General features: G+C 49.1%; 20 protein-coding genes and 2 tRNA genes. 4 read left to right on the top strand and 18 right to left on the bottom strand.

All coding sequences use genetic code 11. The features are described 5' to 3' along the window. Nucleotides 1-26 precede the first annotated feature (26 nt). Together M0L20_RS13485 and M0L20_RS13490 are read right to left on the bottom strand one after the other, a co-directional pair. A complete protein-coding gene (locus M0L20_RS13485; protein ID WP_248477456.1) occupies nucleotides 27-722 on the bottom strand; it encodes a tetratricopeptide repeat protein in 696 nt (231 codons plus the stop codon). Nucleotides 723-773: 51 nt separating this feature from the next. Beyond that, complete coding sequence (locus tag M0L20_RS13490; protein WP_248477458.1) at nucleotides 774-1,736, bottom strand: vWA domain-containing protein; 963 nt, start codon at nucleotides 1,734-1,736, stop codon at nucleotides 774-776. A gap of 168 nt (nucleotides 1,737-1,904) precedes the next feature. Between M0L20_RS13490 and M0L20_RS13495 the strand changes: the two genes are divergently transcribed. From M0L20_RS13495 to M0L20_RS13510, 4 genes are all read left to right on the top strand, one after another. Beyond that, nucleotides 1,905-1,991: transfer RNA gene (locus M0L20_RS13495), tRNA-Ser, on the top strand. Nucleotides 1,992-2,052: 61 nt separating this feature from the next. Continuing rightward, a tRNA-Pro gene (locus M0L20_RS13500) sits at nucleotides 2,053-2,126 on the top strand. 97 nt (nucleotides 2,127-2,223) lie between these two features. Then, on the top strand, nucleotides 2,224-3,390 hold the full coding sequence (locus tag M0L20_RS13505; RefSeq protein ID WP_248477460.1) for a tyrosine-type recombinase/integrase: 1,167 nt from the start codon (nucleotides 2,224-2,226) through the stop codon (nucleotides 3,388-3,390). 23 nt (nucleotides 3,391-3,413) lie between these two features. Beyond that, a complete protein-coding gene (locus tag M0L20_RS13510) occupies nucleotides 3,414-4,298 on the top strand; it encodes a hypothetical protein (protein WP_248477463.1) in 885 nt (294 codons plus the stop codon). Nucleotides 4,299-4,464: 166 nt separating this feature from the next. Here M0L20_RS13510 and M0L20_RS13515 read toward each other — a convergent pair whose 3' ends face one another. The 16 genes from M0L20_RS13515 to M0L20_RS13590 form a co-directional block, all read right to left on the bottom strand. Beyond that, nucleotides 4,465-5,886 carry a hypothetical protein gene (locus M0L20_RS13515; protein WP_248477464.1) on the bottom strand — a complete coding sequence of 474 codons (1,422 nt, stop codon included), beginning with the start codon at nucleotides 5,884-5,886 and terminating at the stop codon, nucleotides 4,465-4,467. After that, the gene (locus M0L20_RS13520; protein WP_248477465.1) at nucleotides 5,883-11,006 is read right to left on the bottom strand and encodes a phage tail tape measure protein; all 5,124 of its coding nucleotides are present in this window, start codon (nucleotides 11,004-11,006) and stop codon (nucleotides 5,883-5,885) included. Before M0L20_RS13520 ends, M0L20_RS13515 begins: the two co-directional genes overlap by 4 nt. Nucleotides 11,007-11,133: 127 nt before the next feature. Then, nucleotides 11,134-11,700, bottom strand: a complete 567-nt coding sequence (locus M0L20_RS13525) for a hypothetical protein (protein WP_248477466.1) — start codon at nucleotides 11,698-11,700, stop codon at nucleotides 11,134-11,136. Nucleotides 11,701-11,702: 2 nt separating this feature from the next. Further along, the gene (locus M0L20_RS13530) at nucleotides 11,703-13,760 is read right to left on the bottom strand and encodes a DUF5977 domain-containing protein (RefSeq protein ID WP_248477468.1); all 2,058 of its coding nucleotides are present in this window, start codon (nucleotides 13,758-13,760) and stop codon (nucleotides 11,703-11,705) included. Beyond that, a complete protein-coding gene (locus tag M0L20_RS13535) occupies nucleotides 13,760-14,260 on the bottom strand; it encodes a hypothetical protein (protein WP_248477469.1) in 501 nt (166 codons plus the stop codon). Before M0L20_RS13535 ends, M0L20_RS13530 begins: the two co-directional genes overlap by 1 nt. After that, nucleotides 14,257-15,090, bottom strand: a complete 834-nt coding sequence (locus M0L20_RS13540; protein WP_248477470.1) for a hypothetical protein — start codon at nucleotides 15,088-15,090, stop codon at nucleotides 14,257-14,259. Before M0L20_RS13540 ends, M0L20_RS13535 begins: the two co-directional genes overlap by 4 nt. Beyond that, nucleotides 15,077-15,421, bottom strand: a complete 345-nt coding sequence (locus tag M0L20_RS13545) for a hypothetical protein (protein ID WP_248477471.1) — start codon at nucleotides 15,419-15,421, stop codon at nucleotides 15,077-15,079. The genes M0L20_RS13540 and M0L20_RS13545 overlap by 14 nt, the downstream gene beginning before the upstream one ends. Before the next feature lie 4 nt (nucleotides 15,422-15,425). Then, a complete protein-coding gene (locus M0L20_RS13550; RefSeq protein WP_248477473.1) occupies nucleotides 15,426-15,614 on the bottom strand; it encodes a hypothetical protein in 189 nt (62 codons plus the stop codon). Then, complete coding sequence (locus M0L20_RS13555; protein WP_248477474.1) at nucleotides 15,614-15,946, bottom strand: DUF2829 domain-containing protein; 333 nt, start codon at nucleotides 15,944-15,946, stop codon at nucleotides 15,614-15,616. Before M0L20_RS13555 ends, M0L20_RS13550 begins: the two co-directional genes overlap by 1 nt. A gap of 11 nt (nucleotides 15,947-15,957) precedes the next feature. Then, nucleotides 15,958-16,239 carry a hypothetical protein gene (locus M0L20_RS13560; RefSeq protein ID WP_248477475.1) on the bottom strand — a complete coding sequence of 94 codons (282 nt, stop codon included), beginning with the start codon at nucleotides 16,237-16,239 and terminating at the stop codon, nucleotides 15,958-15,960. 101 nt (nucleotides 16,240-16,340) lie between these two features. After that, nucleotides 16,341-16,778 carry a hypothetical protein gene (locus M0L20_RS13565; protein ID WP_248477476.1) on the bottom strand — a complete coding sequence of 146 codons (438 nt, stop codon included), beginning with the start codon at nucleotides 16,776-16,778 and terminating at the stop codon, nucleotides 16,341-16,343. 201 nt (nucleotides 16,779-16,979) lie between these two features. Further along, complete coding sequence (locus tag M0L20_RS13570) at nucleotides 16,980-17,576, bottom strand: C40 family peptidase (protein ID WP_248478085.1); 597 nt, start codon at nucleotides 17,574-17,576, stop codon at nucleotides 16,980-16,982. Next, on the bottom strand, nucleotides 17,468-18,271 hold the full coding sequence (locus M0L20_RS13575; protein WP_248477477.1) for a DUF4153 domain-containing protein: 804 nt from the start codon (nucleotides 18,269-18,271) through the stop codon (nucleotides 17,468-17,470). Before M0L20_RS13575 ends, M0L20_RS13570 begins: the two co-directional genes overlap by 109 nt. A gap of 13 nt (nucleotides 18,272-18,284) precedes the next feature. Then, on the bottom strand, nucleotides 18,285-19,283 hold the full coding sequence (locus M0L20_RS13580; RefSeq protein WP_248477478.1) for a DUF6712 family protein: 999 nt from the start codon (nucleotides 19,281-19,283) through the stop codon (nucleotides 18,285-18,287). Next, entirely contained in the window at nucleotides 19,280-20,641 is a 1,362-nt protein-coding gene (locus M0L20_RS13585) for a hypothetical protein (RefSeq protein ID WP_248477479.1), read from the bottom strand. The genes M0L20_RS13580 and M0L20_RS13585 overlap by 4 nt, the downstream gene beginning before the upstream one ends. Continuing rightward, on the bottom strand, nucleotides 20,641-20,937 hold the full coding sequence (locus tag M0L20_RS13590; protein WP_248477481.1) for a hypothetical protein: 297 nt from the start codon (nucleotides 20,935-20,937) through the stop codon (nucleotides 20,641-20,643). Before M0L20_RS13590 ends, M0L20_RS13585 begins: the two co-directional genes overlap by 1 nt. Nucleotides 20,938-21,100 lie beyond the last annotated feature (163 nt).

Here is a 21,100-nt window from a genome sequence, read left to right on the forward strand (position 1 = left end):
AATAACACCAAACGGAGCTACTAAATTTACCAACGACTTCCGTTTGCCTTCGTTTTCTTTGTTGCCTGTCGGGCCGAGCTGGTCAGGGCATAAGGAAGATCATCTTCCTGCATCGCATCAAGCAACTGAAGGGCTTGCTCTTCGCTAAGATCCAGCCGCTGGAATCGATGCAACAATTCGTCCTGTCGGGCCGAGCGTTCTACCTGTTGCCCTCCCAACGGGCGGGATCTATTGAGTAACTCCTCTTCGTTGTCCGTTGCTTTCTGCCGTCTGGTTGGATCGGGAGTTTTTCCCGAAAACCGCTTCTTGATTAATTCAAAGTCATACCGGGCGGGTGCATTCTCTGAATCTTCCAGCAGGGCTCGTTCAAAAAAAACAAGCGCAGTAGCACTGTCCTGCTGAAGACAGGCGATCACACCGAGCTGGGTCGCGGCTACCGTTCGTAGATCAGGTCGATCTGAGCGAAGCAGCACCTCATATTGAGAACGAGCTTTCCCGTATCGCTTAAGGTGGAAATAGGTGTGCCCAAGATTGAGTCGAACCCCCGGATCAATGGTTGTTGTGATGCGGCTCAAATTGGCGTAAAGGTGCATGGCACGCGTATAGTCGCCCGCTTTGTAAGCGGCTTCGGCTTCTAACCTAGCTTCATTATTTCGCGAAATCTGGTTTAAGGAGCGGGGAGTATCCCACCAAAGCCAGACAGCTATGAATAAATAAATCATACGTCAATAACGCATCCGTTGCCAAAAATAAGGTGAAACTTTGAGATGCGCTCAAAGTCGGAACGTTCTTACTGTTATAACAAGGTCAAATGCCAGCAGGACAAGCGCAGCTATCAAAAAGTAATAGTACTTATTGGTTGAAGCGGCCACACTGTTTTGATCGAAACGCACACCCTGTTGCGCCAGAAGTGTGCTTGCTAATTCACGGAGGTATTGACCATTCGCATCGGCTTCGATATAGTGTCCATGCCCATCACGAGCTAGTTCCTGAAGAAATCCTCTGTTTAGTTGACTTCGCACAATCTGTTGGCTTTCGTCGCGTATAAAATCGCGTCCTTCACGGATCGAGGAACCCGTCTCTGTACCTACGCCTACGGTGATAAGCGGCAGGCCAGCGGTCTGAAGGCTGGAAAGCTCAGTGCGATTGCAGGAGCCAAAATTCTCTCCGTCACTGAACAGCACGAGCGCTTTGGCGTTGAGCCGGGTCGACGAATCCGTCAGAAATTTCTGGCGGGCCAACTCGATCGCTGTGCATAGGTCGGTGCCCCCGGCATTAGCCTTATTGGTACGGATGTCGCGTACGAAACGCTTGATGGCATCATGGTCAGCGGTAAGCGGTGACAACACGAACGACTCGTTGGAAGCTAGAATCAACCCAAACCGATCAGTGGCTAGTGTATCGCAGAGCTGCTGAATGTCATATTTCACTCGTTCAAGTCGCGACGGTACCGCATCGGTTGCATCCATGGAGCGAGATACATCGATTAATAGGTACACATCTCGTCCGGTCATCGTTGCGCTTTGTTCAACTTCACCAAATGAGGGACCCAGCAAGGCAATGAGCAGTAGAGTCAGGTAGCTGCTGCGCAAAAAAAACTTTGGAATGACACCCCAGGCGGACGTATTTAATTGACGCGCCAGCCGAAATGTACGGAGAATGTACAGCCCGTACAGAGCAATAAACAGGACAATTAAAAAAAAATCAGTGCTTGAAAACGAATAAAGCCAGTTCATGAAAAGCGGTGATGTGCCTGACAATGACGAAGTTCCTCCGCAAGTGTCAATCTAAGGAGCGACGAAATTACGACTTATTGAAAAAATTTTCCTCATGATCGCTTGCAGTGAACAAATAATCCTGCTACCTTTGTGTCCCAATCATTCAGGTAATGAATGAGCGGCTACGGAGAGATGCCTGAGAGGCCGAAAGGAACAGTTTGCTAAACTGTCGTACTGGTAACGGTACCGAGGGTTCGAATCCCTCTCTCTCCGCAGGAGCAATTAACGAAAGAAATTCGCGTTCAGCGAGGATCATCAGCAAAAGCTCGTTCTTCGGGGTGTAGCGTAGCCCGGTATCGCGCCTGCTTTGGGAGCAGGAGGTCGTAGGTTCGAATCCTGCCACCCCGACACAAATAACCGCCCTTTTCACACGAATTGGGCGGTTTTTTTATGCACTCCGTGTTTACTGGCAGTTTTTTGGCAGCAATTGGCAACGAAACATGGCATGAAGCCAGGCACTAAAAACGAGTACCCCTACACACTTGCTCGTCTTGTTGAATCAGGTGCCAACTCTTACGTACTTTTCTACATCTGGGACGTTCAGAAAAAGGCGAAGGTTCGCAAACGCGTATCGCTAAGGGGTAATACACCTGAAGAAAAGAAAGCCGACTCGGTTGATGTTATAAGACTAGTCAACCAGCGACTAAAAGAGGGCTGGCACATCGATCAAAACTTGCCAGAACCAGTCGAGACAGAGGCAGCACCAGTGGTCAAGCCCAAAGGCTTCACGTTCGAAGAAGCTTGTAAGTACTATAAGGCTACCAAGAAAATTGAGTTGAAGAAGAACACTGATAAACTCAATGACAATTACTTCGACCACGTTCGCAATTACCTACTGAGTAAGGGCAAGCCTGATATTGAACTGAAAGATATCACCGTCAAAATGATGTTCGAATTTTTTGACACGTTGAAGGTAGGAGGGCGGTACCGAAACAATATGCTCGGCTTTTATAAGTCGTTTTTCAAATTCTATGTATCGCGTGAACTGATTGCCAAGAACCCATGCTTAACCATTAAGAACGTTCGGGTCGATGCATCAGAAGACCACCGGCCATTCAATGCGGATCAGGCTAAAGAAATACGAGCGGCTATCTTGGCCACTGGTGACAAGCAACTGTGGTTGTTTTGCCAGTTTATCTACTTTTTGTTTTTGCGACCTGGTGAAGAATTGAGACTACTGAAGGTAGGCGACATCTTAAATGAACAGGTTCGCGTCACGTCGGGTAATTCGAAAAATCGCAAAACCGGTTTCGTGGACATTCCTTCGACTCTGGAGCAATTAATACGTAAGTATCGACTGCGCGAATATCCATCAACTGATTACCTGTTTACCATCGCAGGTCACCCAGGCCCGCAGCACGTCGGGGAAAACTACTTCTACAAACGGCACAAAAAGATTATGCAGCACTTAGGGCTGTTCGGTCACGACTACGACCTATATAGCTGGAAGCCGACCGGCGCGGTGGTGCTGTATAAGGCTACGAAAGATATCATGCTTGTGCAACGTCACTGCCGGCACAGCACACCCGACCAGACGTATACGTATTTGAGGAAGCAAGGATTGGTCTTTGAAGGGCAACGAGTAACCGAATTCCCAGAGTTATGGGAGTGACTATTATAAACTCTTAATATATTATGAGCGAGAAAAAGGAACCCGTAAAAAAAGATGAAAAGGAAGAATCAACAGAAGAAAAAACCTGCTTCGTCATTATGCCAATTGCGGATGTTAAGGAATATGCTACCGGTCATTTCCGACGAGTATATGATCATATTATTTCTAAAGCTAGTGTAAGAGCTGGCTTCGCTCCAAAAGTCGCAAGTGATGTTAAAAGTGCAAATCTCATATTCACAGACATTCTTGAGCGGATACTCAATGCCGATATGGTTATTTGTGATCTTAGCACTAGAAACCCTAATGTATTATATGAATTGGCTATTCGACAGTGTTTCGACCTACCCGTTGTTTTAATTAAGGACGACGAGACAAAGGAAACGTTTGATATTCAAGGGATTCGCTATATTGAGTACGATAAAGAATTAAGGATTGATTTAGTAGGAAAAGCTGTAGACGAATTAACTGAAGCTATAAAAGAAACCTATGACAAGAAGGATAAAGATATTTTTTCGCTAGTTCAAATTTTAGGTAGGGACAAAGCAAGTATTAAAAGTTCAGATTTACAGCCTGATACATTAGCAATTCTTGATGCGATAAAGGCTTTAGGAAACAACTCTGGCAGAAAAGGTAACTTTGAAATTGGCCAAGTTCTAGAAGCTGAAAAATATTCTATCAAAATTATTCAGACAAGAGATGAATTTTCAGAAGTAAAATTCAGTCAAGCTGTGAGAAAGCTATTTCCTACAGCTTATAATATTAGCTTCAGCTATTATGAAGACCATTATGGGAATTCATACATAACGATTAGCTTCGCTATTGAAGAAGAACCCGGCTTAGACATGTTTTTGGATAGGATAAGTAAGCTATCTCCTAGTATAGAGTCTTATTATTATCCACAGGGATAAGTAACCTCGTAGGATTTTCCAAAGAAGAGCCGATTTAGCAATTTGCTAAATCGGCTTTGTTTTTTCACTTAACATAAAATTCATTATACAACAATCTCAAAAACGTCCAACGTTTTGGCGTGTCGGCTCCGACCCCTTATTCGTTGCACTTCTCGAAGATTGCCCCTTATTTTTTCCACAACTTTACTTCGGTTGGGATCGTGTTCTGATTATTGCTCAACACAGCCTTCATCGAACCGACCACGTAATTGACCCCTTTGATGTGGACTTGATTTCGGAACGAGAACAAGGCCAGGTCTGCCGCAGTCAAATAGACCAGCTTGGTAACTGAAAACGTATTACCCTTAAAGGCTTCAAATTCTTTATAGCCATCAACCAGGTTGCGGTCGCCATGCAACGTAAGACTTCTATTCCCATGGGCGCTACTGGCGCGGGGCTCGCCATTCACCAGCCCATTATAAAATAGCAGTTTCGGGATTGAGTCATTTTTGCTGTCCTTGTTAGAAGGCGACAGACCCGGTTGCTGAGTCATAGCCCGGCCCGTTTGTGCATCCGTGGCCAGCGTCGATACGCGCGACTGAATGGATACCAGGCTACCGCCTTCGTTCAGGGTGGTCTCGGCAGTGGTGTACTTGTCGAGTGGGGCGGGGATCGGTTTCAATAAGGCATCGTTGCTGTCGAGTGCGTACGATAATTCGAGCCTATTATTTAATTCCGGAGCCTTCACATGCTTTGGATTCGCTTTGTCCGTCCAGTCTACCACAATCGCATTTTTCAAGACATCGTCAGAAAAATCCATCGTGCAGACTTTTCTACGAACGTCACATTCGATGTACAGATTAAACAGCTTTCGCAAATCGATTAGCAGTTGCGGTACCGTCAGAGCCGGTAGGTGGTTGTTGGCGTTGATCTGCGTTTGTCCATCCAGCGAAAACAGGTTGTAAAAAATCAAACGAGTCAGATCAGGATCTTGCCAGAACTGACCGGCGAAGCTCCAACCAGTTAGGGCGCTAAACTGGTTAAAAACCCATCGTAAAAAGGGCATGGGTACCCGCGCATTGGCATTGTAACCAGGCGTTGCGCCCGTGCTCGTGTACTCATTCATCAACCCGTTAAAACCCGCGATTGCCTGATTACCATAAAAGCCACTATTCTGAATCGTCGGGAAACAGTAGCGGTCGGTCAGGTGGTTGACGTTCGCCACTGGAGCCATAGGTACCGAGTCAATCCCTAAGCCCAATTCAGACAAAACGATTCGCTGACTGTCGCCAAAAATCTCACCCAAATTTTGGGTGTAAAACATATTAAAACCTTCGTCTTTTACTTCATGAATCATCACAAAGCCCTGCTCGATCAGCTGACCATACACGTACTTTTCGCATCGATATTTACGAGACTGATACTCGACCTGCGGTTGGTAGAAGTAGCCAAGCAGCTTGCGGTTTTTAGGCGTGTTAGGTAAGTCGAAGCCATACACCCGGCTACCCTGTATTGCTTCGAAGTCAAGGAGTGGGTTAAACCGCTCTAGGGTTAGAGAGCCAGCGGGCGTTAGGTCTGCTGGCTCCCCATCAATTCGTATATCAATCATTGAAGGTCTGATTTTTCTTTAACTACGTTAATTTGGTTACTGACGTTGACGAACGTCTGTACGCTGACCGATAGGTCTTTTGCCGCAATACGGCCTAGCAAACCGGACTGGTAGCCTTGCTCGGATTTGGTCTGAGCCAGGATGTCTTGCACCCGTTGCAGTTCGGTACGGTTCGAATCGGATAACGCGCCCAAATCGTCGTGCGTGACTTCTCTCAGGTCATCCAGTTGGTTCTGTAAGAGCGTCATCAGGTTCGTGAAGTGGGTCTTTGTGTCTGTTCGTAACGTCTGAGCCTGCGTAGCCTGAGCGAGTTTTAGGGCTTCCAGATCAGTATGCACCCCTTTCTGAAGGGTTACCAGATTGGTGTCGATGTTGGTATCGAGCGACTCCAAATCATCATGCACGTTGTCACCCAACGTGGTCAAGTCAGTATGCAGCATTTTTTGCAGGTTTTCCAGATCGGTATGAATACTTTTCTGCAAGCTGCTATTGTCTGTTTTCTGAGCCGCGATCAGCTTGCCAAAGTCGTCGTGATTCGATTTAAGCAGATCCGCCAAGCTGGTTTTAGTTGCATCTTTCAGACTGGAGATATCCAGACTTCGTGCTAGGCTGAACATCGACAAGGCAAATAACAACGACGTACGGAAATTGCCCAGTTCGGTAACCACCTCATTACTCATACCCGTCGATTCGGCCCTGTATGTGTTTTGCAGAGCGACCAAATCAGTATGAATACTATCTTTCAGACTCATAAGAAGTAGGGCTTGCATCAGATTGGAATTGCTGAAACCCTGCCGTACCTCCGTCCGCAGGCCGGTCATTTGCGTATCGAGCGTCGAAGCGCTATTAATCGCATTGGTACTAATCAGCGTCTGGAGGTTGCCCAACGTCAGGCCCATCTTATCCAGCGCTTCAGCGGTCGCCAGCGTATTTTTCTGGATATTATCCATCGTGGCTTGTGACTTCTCAATCTGTGCCTGTGTATTGGCATCGATAGAATCCGCACTACCATACTCGCTGGATGAGTCACTACCCGAATAGGAGCTTTGGTACTCGCCACCGCTGCTGGCTCCATTGTCCATCTCCTGAATGTCGTTCATCCAGCCACCATCCGCAAAACGACGCAATCCACCATTCCGCAGGCTGTCTGCATAGGTGCCGCCATCAGAACCGAAAATACCACCGTTCAGCATAATTGGGGCCCCATTGCGGTGCAAGCTGGAATGGAGCAAGCTATCGACAACGTTACGATTATTGGCGTAGGTGTTGCGCGATAATACCATGATCGGTTCCCCCCCTTCCATTTCGGCTACTTCCTGCCCATTATCCCGACGCGTAATGCTCAGACCCGAATCGCCATAATTGGACCCATGACGAGGGCCTTCAGGTACACCGGCATTACGGATTTTACCCCCTTTAGCCAAGCTAGGCGGTTGCTGGTTTTTGATCATCGCAATCTGAATACCGGTCGTTACAGCGGCACCGGCCACCGCGATCAGACCGAGCGGCCAACCTAACGTTGCTAGCGATTTCAGGGCGGCTTGGGCACCATTGATAATCGCCAGCGCAATGTCGATTTTCTGCTGACGTTTGAAGGCTTCCAGCTGGGCCGTTTTGGTTTTGGCGTCCGCTTCCTTATTGATTTTATCAACCCCTTTTTCGTACTCGTCCTTATTGATCAGCCCTTTGTCGTACTTCTCTTTCCAGCTGTTTAGTTGGGTATCTTTCTCTTTTTTGATGTTGGCCAGCTCTTTGTCGAGCTTCATCTGAGAGAGCTTTTGCAACGCCTGCACCGCCATGACCGTATACTGGCCCACTTCATCAATGGTATCAATCTGCTGCTTCTGGCTTTCGGTAAGCTGCTTTTTCTCACCAGCCAGCTTCTTCGTCAGAATGTCGGTGAAGGCCGTAAAATCGCCATCCATCAGGGCTTTGATCGCTGCAAAATATTGCTGCTGATTAGCGCGACGTGCTTCGGTTTTCTCCTGTGTCAGTTGCGTTTTGTCATTCTCGTACTGAACATCGTTCGCTTTGAGTTGCGATTTCAACCGGTCATCAACAACCTTATCCGCTGCCGCGCGCTGATCATGATCAGCGAGCATACCTGCATTTTTGATTTTATCTTCAGCGGCTTCGCGCTCCAGCTTGGCCTTATTGTATTTATACTCTTCATCCAGACGCATTTTTTTTGCATCATAGATTGCCTGCGCATTATTACCAGCAAGGATTAATCGGGCCTGTGCGTCGGCTACAGTAGCTTGATAGAGGGAATCTTGTAAGGCGTTCTCCTGCTGCTGTTTTTTCTGACGATACTCTAGATCAACCTTTTCCTTATCCCGAACGAGGTTATCATTAACCTGCTTGAGCATGACTGCTTTCTGCGTTTCGTCGGTAATATCCTTCTGGATTTGGGCGCGCTGGGCAGTGGCCACATCATCCAGCTTTTGCAGTTTGTCAGCTTTCTCGTCACCCGACAATTTTATCTTCAGATCGAGAATGCGTTTTGCTGTTTCGGCGTCCTCTTTCTCTTTCTTCTTTAAATGCTCCGAATTGGCTTTTTCAATATCACGAAGCATCTGTTCATTGAGGGCTTTCTCGAATACCGCTTTTACTTCGGCACTGGCTTTACCAGCCATCATCGCTTCCACTTCAGCATCCCGCTTCTGGCGAATTTTGGCGGTTTCCCGTTCCAGATCATCTTTAATAGCTGCAATGCGGGCATCCTCAATTTTTTTCAGGGCTTCATTATTGGCCTTAACCGCTTCTTCTGCCTCTTTTTTAGCCGCTTCTGCCGCTTTTTTGGCTTCACTATCACGGTGCTTATCATTCTGAGTGGCCTTGCGGTCGAGTGCCTTTTGCTCCGACGATGTGACGATATCCACCAACTCGTTCGCATTTTTCTGTTCCGCTGACTTCTTGGTATTGAGCGTTTGTTGGTGGGCTGCTACCTGTTTCGGACGATCTTCTGCCAGTTTATCCCCATATCCCTTGTTGAAAGCGTCACCGATCATGCCCGCTGCGGACTTAACCTTACCGACAATTTCATCGACGTGCAGAAACGTCGATATGGTAGAACCAATCGATTTGATTTTAGTGATACCGGTGTCGATCAGGCCCCAAAAATTATTGAGAACGGTACGAACTGGCTCCAGCGCTACACCAATGCGAGACAGTCCATTACTGACAAAGCCACTAACCGCACTAGTTAAATCGCCCAGGTAGTCTATACCTGTTTCGATCACACCCCATACCGACGATAGCACACTTTTGACGGTATCGAGCGCGGGCCGCAGGGGTTCCAAACCTTTCTGAATCCACCCAAGCACTTTATCGGTTAGATCGCCCAATAAGCTGACCCCCGTTTTCATTACTTCCCACGTACCAGCGATGGCACCACGAACCGTTGAACTGTTGTTGTAGATTGCAGTCAGGCCGGCCACAAGCAAGGCAATAACAGCGACAACAGCGCCAATCGGGTTTGCACTCATAGCCCCATTCAGGAGCCACTGAGCAGCTGTGGCGGATTGCGTCCAGACTAGCCGGGCTTTTTCAGCTGCTGCATGAGCAATACTGGTGGTAGTAGCAACAATCAGGTTGGTGTTCATCGCCAGAATCGCTACACCGAGGGCGGCAAAACTGGTCTTGTTTTCACTCACAAATTCAGGAATAGCCCGAACGACATTGACGAATGCAACAAGTCCCTGCGCCCCTTTTGTAATAGCGGGTAATAGAGCCTGCCCGATTTCAGTAGCGATAAGCGCTACTGCTTTCTGAGATTTCTCGTACTCAGCAGCTGCATTCGAATTGACAGTATTGAACTCTTTTTGCAGACTGGTGCCCTCAGTCATGGCCTTATTCGCCAAATCCTGCTTTTGCCGAACTATATCGGTCTGTCCACTCAAGAGTGACATAACCTTCGTTGCTTCCTGTGACTTAATACCTAAATCATCCAGGCGCTTCGCCAACTGATCAGCGGGTACATCCTTAAATTTAGCCGCTAATTGAAGTAGGAACTCATTCGGGTTGGTATTAATCAGTTTCTTAAAGGCATCTTCACTCATGTTCAGCTGCTGGGCAAACGTGGCCGTATCCTTAGCTGCTGTCAGCAAGATATTGGATAGGCCGCCTGCTGAGATTTCAGCACTCAAACCCAACTCTTGGAAGGCCGCCCCTAAGCCCATTGTCTGGCTGATCTGCGGGGATAGATTACCAAGTTGACCCATCCGGGCGGTGAAATCAGCAATCACAGGACCAGTGGCCGCACCATCAGCGCCCAACTCGTTAATAGCAGATCCTATTTTGTTGATGGCTTCACCCGCTTCGAGGTCCTTCGTTTCTTTGAACAACTTTTGAAGACCTCCTAATTTAGAACTGACTTCTTCAGCGCCACCAGCAAACTCGTCGCCCAAGGCAACGTTCGCCATATCGACCGATTTGACGAAACCTAATAATTCATTGTTGGCCACGCCCAACTGCCCCCCGATCTGGGCAATCGTCATTAGACTTTCTTTGCTCGAACGGGTGTCAATCTTATCAATTTCCTTCGATAGCTGATTGACTTCTTCCGCGCTTTGACCAGTCGCTTTAGCAACCCCGGCCATCATGTCATTAAGTGCTAGTGCTTTTTTAATGCCATCCTGAACGAAGCTGAAGGCCCGTTCCAGCAGTTCAGTAGCGCCAAACGCGGCCAGATAGCCGGCGGCTGTTGACTTGGCTCGTTCCCAAAGCGACGGTTGCTTTTCAACTTCTTCGTTGACACCCCGAACCGTCTGCCGGTGGTTACTCAGTACGGTGTTGACTTCGGTAATCTGTTCCGCCTTTTTGATGTAGGCTTCGGTACCAGGTGTTAGGTCCTTGATTTCCCGATTAAGCTGTTTGTAGTAGCCTTCCAACTGGCGAACGGTCATACCCGATACGCCCATTTCTTCACGGACTAGCTTAATCGATTCCTCCAGTTTTTTAATGTCCTCCTTGTTGTCAGCCCACTCTTTCGTCCCTTTCTCGACAGACTTTTGAGCTTCCTTGACCTCAAGCAGTTTTTTCTCCAGTTCCCCAAGCTCATTATAGACGGGTTTACCGTCGAATTTGAGCGTAAAAAGGGCTTCTTCTTTTAATTGCATGGTGCTGGGTGGATTTTACCAGCAGCGAAAGAATCACTCAGAAAACCGTCATAGTAGGACGGAATCCCCCCAAAAAAGAAAGCCTGACCGCACTACGGTCAGGCTTTGCCGATTACAACAAAAAAACCTAATTAACCCTTTCCAGCATTTCTTTGATACCCTTCATGATGGGTTCCGGTAATGCGTCCAATAGCTTATAGCTTGTCTCATAAATGAGCTTCCCCCGTGTTGGATTATAGAACGCATTGCGCTTATAATACCTAATCTTGGCCGTGAAAATCCGGGAACGTGAAATTCCCCAGGCGATCCGGTTGATTGCTCGGTTGTCCGGAATGTTCAGCACCCGGTATTTGGCATTCAGCAAGTAGCCAGGCACGTACTTGAATTTGTCCAGACCAATCTCCCGCACGTATTGCTCCATTACCTGCACCGGAGGCATTTTCTCGTATAGCAGCTGCCGCATGTCCTTAAAACGGCCATAGCCCGAAAAGCCAATGCTGAACTCGGCATACAGGTCACGAGCCACGACAACAGACTGGTGGCGAATGGAGTCTAGTAGCTCGCCTGTCAATACATAACCAGCGTCCTGTAGCTTCCGTTGCATTACTATCGACGCTTCAGCCACAATATTACCAATCACATCAGTAGCGACTTCTTCAAACTGTTCCTGTGTTAGATTAACCGCGAATCCCATCTTTATAAATCGACTAGCTGAACGTATAGTTTGTCCATGCTGGCCACGATCAGCGAACTACCAGCAGTCTTACCAAACAAACTGTGATACTCGTACCCATCGGGGTTGTAGACAAACGTTTTCTCCAGATACAAAACCCCATTATTATACACCCGTAGCCGTGCCGAAGCGCCAGCGGTACCGTAGGTAAACAGTCGCCACGCGTCGGGGGTGAAATCAGTCGAGGGGAAATTCAGATCATTACTTCCGGTCGGATAAACATAATTACCACCTTGCCCTTGCATCGTCCAGGCATTACCCATATAAGGAGCCCCACCCGTTTCGATTCCTAATCGACTCGCCAGATTACCCCGGTAGTGCCAGTTGCCATCGGGAACATTAAAGGTATAGCCAGCTGGGTTAGCCAGGCACGAACCGTACTGATTCGCGTACGCCTGCGTATCCATCGCTTTGAGGGCGCTGTCGATGCGGCTCTGTAGCTGTGCGGCTGTTTCGGCACCATACATACCCGCAGGGATAGTGAGCGTAGCAACCGTCGCTTCCATATCTGCACCACAGTTATTTCGTTTGTAAGAGCCGGCTTTCTGCACCAGATCATTAACATAGGGCGTTGTGGCACACAGAGCCGACGCGATGGGCGAGACATAACCGTCTGTTCCGGGCGTGTTGGACTTCGAGCGAAGCGGTTTTACCAGACTCCCATCATCAACATAACGAAGCTCCAGCTTGGCGGCTCCGAGATAGCCAGTCCGCAAACCGTTGTCATTAATCAGACAGAAGGTATTCACCGGTACCCATTTTGTCGCGCGGGCCGGAGCGGTGGGCGGGCTGGGCAAGTTGGAGTAAGCGACTTCGTTTTTGGCAAAACGGAACATCAGGATGCGACCGGCCAAATCTTCATCATCAGATCGCAGCGCCAGTGCGGTATCAGTCGAGTCGGGCAGGCTCAGGGCGACAAAACCTTCCTGAGCCACTAAATACACTTCTTCGCTCAAGACCACTTCACTCAGGTAGTTCAGTTCATCGCCATCGCGCAGACCGGTGGCCACGGCTAACGTTCGCTCACCAATGCGGTTATTACGGAAAATTTCGGCAGTGGTGGGCAAGTACTGCGGATCGAGCGCGCGTTGACTATCGGTGCCGACCACTGTCAAGGTGCGGGCGCTCTGTCCAGTACAACGTAGGGTATCGTACCCGCCCAATGAATTGGCAAACAGTAAATACAGAATGTTGGCTTCATAATCGCGGTTGACGTAGTAGGTACGCACTTCGCTCAGACGCTGAGCCGACTCGTTAGCAATCCAGACTTGATAGGAGTGAACTTTCTTACCGGTTGCGGCTTCGCGCTCGGGTAATCCCAACGCCACGAAGCCCACCGGCATACAGTAGACCATATACTGGTTAACTGTCGTCATGCGCTGTGCAGTCAGCGTGTCGATACTACCATCGGAGTAGGCAATGTCTACCCGCAATCGCAGCTCCGCAGGCTTCGGCGTGAAGTTGACTAGGTAGTACAGAAATTCAGGCTGCACCGTATCGACCCACTTCTCGTTCGGCTGCCAGGTTAGGAACTGGCGACTTTGTGCCAGGTACGTTGTAAAGAATTGATCACGCCAGCCCGCGAACTGTTCGACTGACAGCGCGCCTTTAATCGCATATTCGAGGGGTAACGTTTTGTCGGTACCGGCCACCAGTGCTCCATCCTGCTCAACACGCGTTTGCGTCAGGTAGGGCGTGATCATATCTCCGCAGGTCACGATACCCACCTGATCAGGCGTAGGGGCGGTACGGCTTAAAAAGTCGTCGATAAAAATGCCCACATCAAAGGTTGCTCCGGGATAAATCGTAGCGCCTAATTCCTTACGCGGGGGAAACTCTCGACCGGGTAGAGTAAGCAATTCTGCATAGTCGCCGGAGCCGTAGGTTTTCGGCATTTTGAGCGTCAGGAAATAACCCAAACCAGACCGGTTTTGACTGTCAGCTACAGCGTCGATGGTGTAGGCCATCGGGTTGCGCGACAACCGAAGGGGTAAAAAGGTGAGTGGTGTTAAAGCGTCCATTAGGGAAACAGCAGGTGGTTGGCAGAAATCGTTATATCCAGATCGACATAGTACCCTTCTAAACTCACGTTGGCTAACATCCCGATCGGAAATATGCGCTCACTAGGCGTGACACAGAATTGGTAGCCTTCGCCCTCCTGTTCGACCGTCTCAGCACTTTCTTCGGCCTTTATCTTCAGCTGTCCCAATATCGACAACAGCAATTTCATGGTGTTGTCACGCGTGGCCAGCCCCGCGCGGGCGCTCACGTCGTCAGGCTTCTCGGCAACGGTGAGTGAACAATAAAACGTCACTTGTTGCAGACCGGCCCGGTTGTCTTTGGGGCCAATTTCGGCTATCTGGAAAAATGCAGTCGTGCCGGCGTAGGTGTCGTTATAAAAGGCGCTGATTTCATCGACTGCCTTTTCTCCATTTGATAGGGCTAAAAACTGAACAATGCCAGCGGTGCCGGTGGCGATCTGCTCAATGAATTCGGTTAGGCTTAGTAGATCGGTAATCATTTGGGTTGATTCTTTAAAGCTTCTTCTTCTCTATCCTGCGCGTCCAACAAATCATCGAGCATCGTCGCAAACAACAAATGGGCAGGGGTTTGACAGACCTTATCGAAGTCGCCAAAATGCCCATCTTTCGCTACGTTTTTGAGAATCATAATCCAGCCACGTCCGTCGCCATACCGAGGCTGTTTGTCGGCTCCAAACAACTCACCGTAACTTTCCAGAAACTGATTATTCATGCGCTCGAAGTAATCCAGTACAACCAGCTTCATGCTTAGATCGAGGCCGGCCAGATCCTTCGCGCGGTCAACCATCCGGGATTCGTTGAAGGGTTCGCGCAGGTCTCCATTCCATTCGGCTGAATTGCGGAACTTCTTGAAGTCTGCGCGACGTGGTCGGCACAGTATAGCAATCAGCCGGTCGAGTGCGTCAGGCGTCGGCTCTTCAGGATTAGCGAACTCCAGATAAGCCATGTTCGCAAACGACAGCTCTACTGCACTGGTGTCGCCATAAGCGTCTGCGGGCAGGTGATAATTCACACCTTTATGAGCAAAGGAATTGATAGGCGGCTTGCCTTCGGGTCGGGTCGTGAACAACCAGTTAAACTGTTGCCTGAGTTGTCCCCACTGCCAGTGTGCTAGTTCCAGCTTTACCCAAACCTTTGGACTCATGCCTAGCCAGGCACGACAGGCCGCAGCTTCGTTGTCGAGCGTTTCATACGAGCCGTCCGCTTTCAGGCGGGGGCACATGATCAGCTGAATATACTGCTCTGGCGTTAGCTCTGACCACTTCTCGGCAACCTGATAGGTCTTACTACCAAATTCAATTTTTCTCATTAGTCGGCGGATTAAGGGCTTTCTCCAGATACTTAAAAATGAGCGCCTGACGATCATGGGTGAGTATACCGTGATTGATCAGCCACTTACGGGTTTTGGGACGAGTTGGGCCGGGAAACTCTTTAATTGCATCCTTGCCTTCATGCTCTTTGATGTAAGCAATCAAGTCATTAAAAGCGGCTTCTTTCATCTGCTTGCTCATCACAATCAGTCTTGCTTCGACAACTTTCAGTTGCTTCTGAGTAGACCAGTGCTTATCTGCCAGTGAAATATGAATGTAAGTGAGGTAGGCTATCAGCACCAACCCAACGAAAAATATTACAGGTTCCATAAGGCTATTTCGGTTTGTCTAATCCAAGTTCTTTACGTTGTTCTTCGCGGGTTTCAAGCCGATATACACGGCGGTCTACATCCTCAATTTTCTTGAGTCGTTCCTGAATGTACTGCCAAGCAAAAGCGGCCAAGCCGAATGAAACGACCTGGCCAGCTAGTGAGGTAATAATGTTGGTAAGCGTCTGTGACATTAGTCTAAGATTGTCCAGTCTTCAGCTAACATATCGGTCTGAGAGGCTAACCAGCCATTGACGATAAAACCATCAGCGGCAACCATACATAGGTAAGATGTGAACTTGATGGTAGGCTCTTCGCCGGGAACTAGAGGTCTATACCCCTCATGCATCTTAGCATAGTAATCCTTTACCGTATGTGGTAAAGATTTTACTTTGTTGACGACCGTATCTACCGTCAATGCATCACCGGGGCGCATGAAGACAAACATACCTTTGCCATTCCAGCCTACGCGGGCAATTCGTTTACCTTGTTTAACAGCTTCGAGAGCCAGAGAAAAAGAGAGCATACTAGTAGGGGTTAAGCCTGTAATCGGATGTCGATCAGTTTTCTGAAAGCCAAAACTAGTTTCTCACGATAGAAGGGGCTAGGACAAAACCTCCGGCAGATGTGGTCGATGTACTCCTGCCGATTTTTCAGACCATACTTCCGAATCACGTAGCCTTCGTACATTTTGTAATCTGCCATTGAGTCTGATTCTTCTGCGTACACCGCGTAACCTTGATCGTCCGTCGTTAGGTATAGACTCAGCCAGGGATGCATGCGTCTGATCTTGAGGGCGAACAGATTATGGTTCTGCATAATCCTAGTTTTGGGATACCAATAACCCGTTTCAACCGCACTAATGGCAAACGCCACGTCGGGGTAAGTATAACCTTGTTCACGTATCAGTTTCCAGTAGGCTATATTAGTTTTAGCCTGACGACCACGTATAGTAACACGGCCCCGCGCGTTATCCAGTTCTCCAGTCTGGCTGCGCGCAGTTTCTTCCGGTAGGCGTCGGTTTGGGATTGGGCAGTCGTGACCCGGTTCTTTTCCTGTTGTTTGCCCTCGTTCAGTTGTTTGATGGTCTGCCCCTGACTTGTCAATGCCTGTTGTTGCTGAGCTAGTAGGGTGTCCTGCGACTGTACCTTTCCGATCAGCAGGATCAGATCTGCCTTGTCTTTGAGTACCTGACGTGCCCCGGCTTCGGTGAGTCGAATCGGTTTGGGGTCGAGCCGTTTCAGGGAGTCCATTGTACATCCGGTCGAATTCGTGCTGTAAAGCATCGCCAGACAGAGAATCAATCTGACGGAAACGAGCCATGCGTTTCTTGTCCAATTTGCGTAATCGTTCCTCATGGGCTTGTTGTTGGAGATATAGGTTTAAACTAAGTTTGCCCTGACCCTCCAGTGTCTTGTAGTATGTGGTCGAATCAAGTGACCACTGCTTTGGCTGATTGTACTGTTTGTAAATCAGGGTGGCACTTAGAAGGCCCAACAGGACCTGAGCGAAGATTGCCAAGGCAATTAGCCAGGCTGGTGTGGAAAGATTTTTATTCATTATGATTCCGGAATGAAGCGGACAATATTTCGTATGTAATGCTTGGGGCGGGGAATGTTGACGTACACGCCATGCACACTGTTACCTGCGGTCGTGTTGCCACCAACCGCGTAAAAAACCCTGACGCGGGGGTCGAGCGGCCAACTGACTACGAACTCGACATGACTCCACGTTTTGTAAGTGACCACATCGCCCGGTATAGCGTGAGAGCCAGGAGGAAGCCGTTTCTTCTTCATAGCATCAAAGGAGGCCACCGCTGCCAGATTTGCGCCTTTAGGTGTAGGAACACCACAAGTTTTTAACACCCAACCTACAAATGCCCCGCACCACGGTTTAGCCGCTGCCGCAACACGCTCTGGATGCGCCCACCCGATAGCCTTGAAATAGACGTCAATCTGTGGATGGTCGTTGCGGTTCGACTTCTCCTTGACGTGGGCCTGTGAACTGGCGGTTTCCAGCACACAGGCCCGTTTCTTATTCAGGCTGTCTAGGCGTACAGCGACTGGTAGAAGCTGGCAAACAGCTGCATGAACGTGTAGAACAAGCCCAACAAGAAGAGCAAGACGGCCCAGGCGGGCGATTCGTTGATTAAGGATTCGAGCGACCGCTCGGAATCGATTCGATTGTGCCATATACGATAGAATTGAGGGAATGCAACACGGATGAAAAAGACAGCGACCAGAAACGTCAGGAACGTGAGCGTGAAGCTGAGTAGAGCCCGAAGTGGAGCATTCGATATCATACTCTGCCCCATGGCATTATTGGGATCAGCTGAAATGAAGGAGCCTACGACGCAAGTCAGGATAAGAAAGGCGATGAACACCCCGATAATGATCTTAATGGCTTTGTTGGTCGATAGAGGCTGGAGTTTGGTAGGCTCTTTACTGACCTCTGGCAGCGGGTCGTTCAGATTCAGTTCAGCACCTAGTTTCGTGGCTTCGGCTTCGGCATCCTTCGCCCGACGCAAATAGTCTTTGGCCTTCACAGGATCGTTGTTGGTACGGGCCATTTCGCGCCAATCGGTAGCATCTTCCAACAGGTTCGACCGCTTATTGAGCTTGTCCTGCCGGGCGGCTTCGGCTGCTTTTGCGGCCTTCGTAGCCATCTCCTGTTTACGCTGAGCAATGCCTTCTTCAACGGCGGCTATTTCAGCTTCTTCGTTGGCTACTTCTTGAGCCAACTGTTCAGCCAGATCAGGCTCAACTTCGTCGGGTTTCGTAACCCGGAATGTGTTCTGCTTGGGTTGCTCGCGGGCTACCATGTCTTTTGGTTTATCGTCGTTTTTTTTCATAAAAATTTGGTGGTTAGCGAAGACGGAATACGCCTTGATATTGTGAATTATCGGGAAGCTCGTTTGGACCTTTGGCCGTGTACCGGTCAGAATTTTTGTAGAGTGGGTACTGATCAGCGTTCTCGGTTAGATATGCCTTGAGTGCTACCGACGCGCTCGATGCTTCGCCATCAGCCTTACGTTGCGCTTCTAAGAGTAGCTTCGGATCGACCGCTTTCTGGTTGTAAATGCCATCGAAATCACTCAGGATGCGTAACCCACCGCCAGAAGTCTGCACCACGTTCAGGTAGTACAGCGCCAGTGCGTAAGCGTTAGTGGCGGTCGCCTGTCCAACGGCCTCCAGCAAACGAATGTCGGCAGGCTGTAAAGGGTCCGTCGATACGCGTTTAGCCTTCAGATCGTCGTACAAAGCCGAGCCGATCAGCGGCTTGATACTGTTTTTTTCGGCTTTATGTAGGTATGGTACCAGCGATAAAAACAACCGATAACTGCCCGCTGCTTGGGGCAAATACTCGGTCAGTTCGGTAGCGGAAAAGACAAACAGACTACTCGACCGTTTGTAACTGTCAGAATTTAGCCAGGTTGGGTACTGTGTCCGATGCTGATACAGATACACCAATGCCTGTTCCAGTGCGTTCGCGGCATTCTCAGCTGATTCGCGTAGGCGCTTATCCAATACACCCATACGAACCGGCTTTGTCTTTTCGGTATCCTGTTCCTGTAGGCCATTATCGCCATCCGTTCCTAGCGAATAGGGTAGGTATTTGACGTAGGTATAGAAGGCCAATGCGGACTGTAAGCGGGTCAACAACTCTTTGTTGGCAGGGGTAACGCTGGATGGCGTAGCGGTGAACTGCGTGGTGAGTTCGGCTAGCATTTCGGGACCGATAGCCCGCAAAATGAACTCATTTTCTGCCAGCTGAATGTACGACTGGATGAAGTCGATCTTAGTCGCCTGACTAATGGCGCGGCCCAAATGCAGTTTCAGCCCTTCGATGGTGTTGAGAATCATTTGCCCGACGTTTTAGTAGTGGTTTTCTGGCTATCCTGCTTCTTATCGCCAGTCTGCTTGGAATCCGCCTTTTCTTCTTCACCAGCTGTGGTGCCACTGGTGGTTTTCTTGCTCGATCCGGATTTTTCCTTGTCGAGCGTTTCCAGAAGAATGTTTTTGAAGCCAAAAAACACGTCGTCGGGTAGCTGTAACTCGCGTTTGATATGGCGATTCCAGTAGCTTTCAATGACCTGACGCTCACGCGGGGTGCGGTAAAACTGCTGGTATTCGGCAGAAACGCGTAGTTCGGAACCTGATCCGCCCAATACCTTCCCGTCGGATACGCCCGCCAGTCCAGAAAGAATGCCGGAGGCATTGGCGAAAGCGGTAACGGCGATGTTATAGAGTTCGGAATACTCCTTGCCAGTCAAGCTGGTCGGAATATTTTCAAACTCGATGTAGGGGACCATCTTACCATCGGTGCCCATCGCGCACTCGTCGAAGATCACCCGACGCTTACCTTCCTTGTTGAACAGGATCTCATCGACCGACTTATAAAAATCGTCTCGAAACTTGTCCTTCGACTCATCGGTGTCACCACCAAATTTGTCGATATAGGCTTCGGCCACCCGACAAATTTTGTTGGCATTATACTCGGTGTCCAGCCCGTTATTGTGAAAGTCCGGAATCCGGTTAGCCAGGCGAATCCACTTCTGAGCCGCCCACCAGATTGCAAAGCCGTAGTAGAATTGCCCTGACTGCTGACGCTTCAGCTGAAGGATGGTTTCAGGCGCATCTTTGGTTTTTTCCGAATACGCAGGGACAGCCACTACATTTTTTTGGTTACTCCAGTCCGGAGCCAGCAGCCACGTATCAACCGCAGCACCCTTTGCCACCACCGCCCGACAGGTCAGGCTATCCCGAATCGAGAGGGTCAGTTTTCCATCTTCGCGGCTGTGGTTCATAAAGACGTTACCCGTTTCAACGAGGTAGGTCATCTGCCCATTTGCCAACGCGTGAAGGTCATTTAACTCGTCAAATTGCTTGATTTTGGCATCCGTATAGGGTGTCATTACCAAGTCTTTACCATCCATCGAATGCTTAAACCAGCCGACACCTGAGCCAAACAAAAAGTCGGCACGAGTCTGAACGAGGTTCATCACGTCGCCATTCGAGCGATAGAGGTCTATCATCTCGTTTACCAGCAGGTTATTCGGTCCCCACGGGTAGTAATCGTAGCGCTTTTTGTTGACGGTTACCGACCGTTTGTTGTTACCCTTTGCCGAATTGGTATCCTGATTCCCTTCTTCGAAGGAGACAGCCGCCGAAGGTTGCGAACTGGTCATAAAGGCAGTAGTGCCGAGTCGTGAAACGTCCATTAAAATCGGTGGTCAATCAATTTGCCGTTGTAGGATAGAAGCAAGGGAATGTGCAGCTCGAACTTGTGGCCGGTCTGGTCGATCAGGTGCAGCTTTCCGGCGTGGCGGTTCTCGTGCTTAATGCTGGTGAGGTCTTTCTTTTGTGGCGGAACATCACCAGCCCGACGACGAACGCTTGTTTTTCCGCCATACGCACCGTCGGCTTTACGGTAGGTCAAATCGAAGAAAGGACTGTGGCCACTGGTGCCACTAGCCCGATATTCTGCTAAGACCTGAGAGAGATAGATACCAAACATTTGCCCTTTTTTTGATGCAATGTTCGGGTTTGGCCTACTTCGATAGTAGGACGAAACTTTTTAGGGGGTGTTTTCGGGGTTTTTCCGGTCTACTGCAAGCAATCAAAATTCACTACCAAGCAGTTAGGCCAAAAAGAGGGGTGTTTTTTTCCGGTTCTCTCAA

Source organism: Spirosoma liriopis (genome assembly GCF_023196085.1).
In the GTDB taxonomy this organism is placed as follows: Bacteria; Bacteroidota; Bacteroidia; order Cytophagales; family Spirosomataceae; genus Spirosoma; species Spirosoma oryzicola.